Here is a 4,375-nt window from a genome sequence, read left to right on the forward strand (position 1 = left end):
TTCGTGCGGGTCGGAACTTACCCGACAAGGAATTTCGCTACCTTAGGACCGTTATAGTTACGGCCGCCGTTTACTGGGGCTTCAATTCAATGCTTGCACATCTCCTCTTAACCTTCCAGCACCGGGCAGGTGTCAGCCCCTATACTTCATCTTTCGATTTAGCAGAGACCTGTGTTTTTGATAAACAGTCGCCTGGGCCTATTCTCTGCGGCCACATTGCTGTGGCATCCCTTCTTCCGAAGTTACGGGATCAATTTGCCGAGTTCCTTAACTACCCTTCTCCCGTTGGCCTTAGAATCCTCTTCCTGTCTACCTGTGTCGGTTTGCGGTACGGGCGCCGAAGATATACACAAGACTTTTCTCGCCCTCGTCCAAGCATGCTTCTCTACTCTAATTTCGATCCCTTGCGCCCGGGGTAACCAGCACCCGGGTCATGCCCTTTCAAGGTGTCCTCCTGCTTAAATCTTTTGGCGGCTACGGAATTTCCACCGTATGTGCATCGGCTACGCCTTTCGGCCTCACCTTAGCTCCCGGCTAACTTGGAGCGGACGAACCTTCCTCCAAAAACCTTAGACTTTCGGCCAATATGATTCTCACATATTTCTCGCTACTCATTCCGGCATTCTCACTCGTGTAAAGTCCACCGCCGCTTACGCTACGACTTCACCCCTTACACGACGCTCTCCTACCACTCGCATTGCTGCGAATCCCAAGCTTCGGTGTATGTTTTAGCCCCGTTAAATTTTCGGCGCAGGGTCACTCGACCAGTGAGCTATTACGCACTCTTTTAATGAGTGGCTGCTTCTAAGCCAACATCCTGGTTGTCTGTGCAACCCCACATCCTTTTCCACTTAAACATACTTTGGGACCTTAGCTGTGGGTCTGGGCTGTTTCCCTTTTGACAATGAAACTTATCTCACACTGTCTGACTCCTGTACATCAATTAGCCGGCATTCAGAGTTTGATAAGCTTCGGTACCCTCTCGGGCCCTAGGCTATTCAGTGCTTTACCTCCGGTAATCTAATACAAGGCTAGTCCTAAAACTATTTCGGAGAGAACCAGCTATCTCCGGGTTCGATTGGAATTTCTCCGCTACCCACACCTCATCCGCTACCATTTCAACGGGAGTCGGTTCGGTCCTCCATGGAGTTTTACCTCCACTTCAACCTGGACATGGGTAGGTCACCCGGTTTCGGGTCGAATACAACTGACTTCATACGCCCTGTTCAGACTCGCTCTCGCTGCGGCTCCAGGCCTGAAGCCCTTAACCTCGCCAGTTACATTCACTCGCCGGACCATTCTACAAAAGGTACCCGATCACCCATTGACGGGCTCTCGGTGCTTGTAAGCACAAGGTTTCAGGTTCTTTTTCACTCCCCTCCCGGGGTTCTTTTCACCTTTCCTTCACAGTACTGTACACTATCGGTCACCAGGTAGTATTTAGGCTTGGAGGGTGGTCCCCCCATGTTCCCACCGGGTTTCACGTGCCCGGCGGTACTCTGGATACAGCCAGTTCCTTTTGCCTTTCGCATACGTGACTCTCACACTGTTTCGTTGGCCTTCCCATGCCATTCTGCTAAGCTAATCAGAATACTTTACGCTGTCCAAACCCCTACGGTATTACTACCATAGGTTTGGCCTCTTCCGCGTTCGCTCACCACTACTAGCGGAATCTCGGTTGATTTCTCTTCCTCGCCCTACTTAGATGTTTCAGTTCAGGCGGTTCCCCTCATACAGCTATGTATTCACTGTATGATGGCTGGACATGACTCCAGCCGGATTGCTCCATTCGGAAATCTGCGGATATAACGCCCACTTACGGCTCCCCGCAGCTTATCGCAGTTAGTCGCGTCCTTCTTCGGCTCCTGGTGCCAAGGCATTCCCCTTGCGCTCTTTGTAGCTTGACCATGTGTTCTCTTTCTTGAGTAGCTAACTTACAAAGAATAAGCTAACTTTTTGCCTCTTGAAATTGTAGTTATTACCCAAACAAGCCTTTTTAGACTTATCTGAAAATAACTTCTCGATTTCTATCTGCTTCTGCTTTATTCAGTTTTCAAGGTACAATCTTATGGGATGCTGTTGCTTCCCTGTGGTGGGCTTAAGTGGACTCGAACCACCGACCTCACGCTTATCAGGCGTGCGCTCTAACCGGCTGAGCTATAAGCCCATAGATTATTCTTGCCGGCAGTTTTTTATCCCTGCCCTGGTGGAGATGAACGGGTTCGAACCGATGACCCCCTGCTTGCAAAGCAGGTGCTCTCCCAGCTGAGCTACACCCCCATATTCTTTTCAGAAAAGAGAATGTCCCTTTCTCTCCTTTGAGGATTCAAGACCCTCAAAATTAAACAACGATTAGATTTCCAGACTCGCGCCGACCTTGGATGTTAAAGCAAACCGCAGTCTGCTTTGCTCTCCATAGAAAGGAGGTGATCCAGCCGCACCTTCCGATACGGCTACCTTGTTACGACTTCACCCCAGTCGCCAATCCTACCTTCGGCAGCGCCCTCCTTGCGGTTAAGCTACTGACTTCGGGTATTACCGGCTCCCATGGTGTGACGGGCGGTGTGTACAAGGCCCGGGAACGTATTCACCGCGGCATGCTGATCCGCGATTACTAGCAATTCCAACTTCACGCAGGCGGGTTGCAGCCTGCGATCCGAACTGGGACCATTTTTGGGGTTTTGCTCCACCTCGCGGTATTGCTTCCCTCTGTTAATGGCCATTGTAGTACGTGTGAGGCCCAGGTCATAAGGGGCATGATGATTTGACATCATCCCCACCTTCCTCCGTTTTGTCAACGGCGGTCCTGCTAGAGTGCTCTTGCGTAGCAACTAACAGTAAGGGTTGCGCTCGTTGCGGGACTTAACCCAACATCTCACGACACGAGCTGACGACAACCATGCACCACCTGTCACCGGCGCCCCGAAGGGAAAGCTTATCTCTAAGCCGGTCGCCGGGATGTCAAGACCTGGTAAGGTTCTTCGCGTTGCTTCGAATTAATCCACATACTCCACTGCTTGTGCGGGCCCCCGTCAATTCCTTTGAGTTTCAGCCTTGCGGCCGTACTCCCCAGGTGGATTACTTATTGTGTTAACTCCGGCACGGAGGGGGTCAGACCCCCCACACCTAGTAATCATCGTTTACGGCGTGGACTACCAGGGTATCTAATCCTGTTTGCTACCCACGCTTTCGTGCTTCAGCGTCAGTTAAAGCCCAGCAGGCCGCCTTCGCCACTGGTGTTCCTCCCGATCTCTACGCATTTCACCGCTACACCGGGAATTCCGCCTGCCTCTACTTCACTCAAGCCCTACAGTTTCAAAAGCAGTTCACGGGTTAAGCCCATGGATTTCACTTCTGACTTGCAGGGCCGCCTACGCACCCTTTACACCCAGTAAATCCGGACAACGCTTGCTCCCTACGTATTACCGCGGCTGCTGGCACGTAGTTAGCCGGAGCTTCCTCCTCTGCTACCGTCATTATCTTCACAGAGGACAGAGGTTTACAATCCGAAAACCGTCTTCCCTCACGCGGCGTTGCTGGTTCAGGGTTTCCCCCATTGACCAATATCCCTCACTGCTGCCTCCCGTAGGAGTCTGGGCCGTGTCTCAGTCCCAATGTGGCCGTTCAACCTCTCAGTCCGGCTACCGATCGTCGACTTGGTGGGCCGTTACCCCGCCAACTATCTAATCGGACGCGAGCCCATCTTTCAGCGGATTGCTCCTTTGGCCACTGTACCATGTAGTACTGTAGTCTCATGCGGTATTAGCGTTCGTTTCCAAACGTTATCCCCCTCTGAAAGGCAGGTTGCTCACGCGTTACTCACCCGTCCGCCACTAAGATACACAAGAATTCAAAAGCAAGCTTCGTCATTCAGCGCGTATCTCCGTTCGACTTGCATGTGTTAGGCACGCCGCCAGCGTTCGTCCTGAGCCAGGATCAAACTCTCTAAAAATGGTATCTAAACATCTTCCGATGCTCAAATCATTCTTAAAGCTTTCTCAAGCTCTAAACGTCTCTGACGTTAATCACAGATTTTTTAGGTTCTGTTTCCTGTTCCTTCTTGGTGAGTCTTACTCATCAAGAATTCACGGGTCCTTCTTTCTTCTCGTTGTTTAATTTTCAAGGTCCTGTTTCGCACCCCTGAGTTCCCGCAAACCCGCTTGCCGCCTTGCTTTCTTGGCTTCCGCGCTCTTGCTTACCTCTCGAGTGCTTGACTATTTTACCACAGCGCTTTTCGTTTGTCAACCCCTTTTTTCAAGTTTTTTTGAAACTTTTTTCGGGTCCGCCTCCCTTTTCAGGAGAGGCTGTGGTATAATGTCTTTGCTTCCCTTCGCCTTCCGGCTCGCGGGACAGCTTTGATATAATAACACCTATT

At 51.2% G+C, this 4,375-nt stretch carries 2 tRNA genes and 2 rRNA genes; all 4 read right to left on the reverse strand.

Annotated elements, in window-relative coordinates:
• Positions 1 to 1,907 (reverse strand): 23S ribosomal RNA (locus D1841_RS16550); the annotation flags it as partial.
• 183 nt (positions 1,908 to 2,090) lie between these two features.
• Positions 2,091 to 2,167 (reverse strand) — tRNA-Ile (locus D1841_RS16555).
• A gap of 37 nt (positions 2,168 to 2,204) precedes the next feature.
• Positions 2,205 to 2,280, reverse strand: a tRNA-Ala gene (locus D1841_RS16560).
• A gap of 139 nt (positions 2,281 to 2,419) precedes the next feature.
• Positions 2,420 to 3,952: ribosomal RNA gene (locus D1841_RS16565) — 16S ribosomal RNA — on the reverse strand.
• Positions 3,953 to 4,375 lie beyond the last annotated feature (423 nt).

Origin of the sequence: Neglectibacter sp. X4 (genome assembly GCF_009917365.1) — a bacterium.
In the GTDB taxonomy this organism is placed as follows: Bacteria; Bacillota; Clostridia; order Oscillospirales; family Acutalibacteraceae; genus Acutalibacter.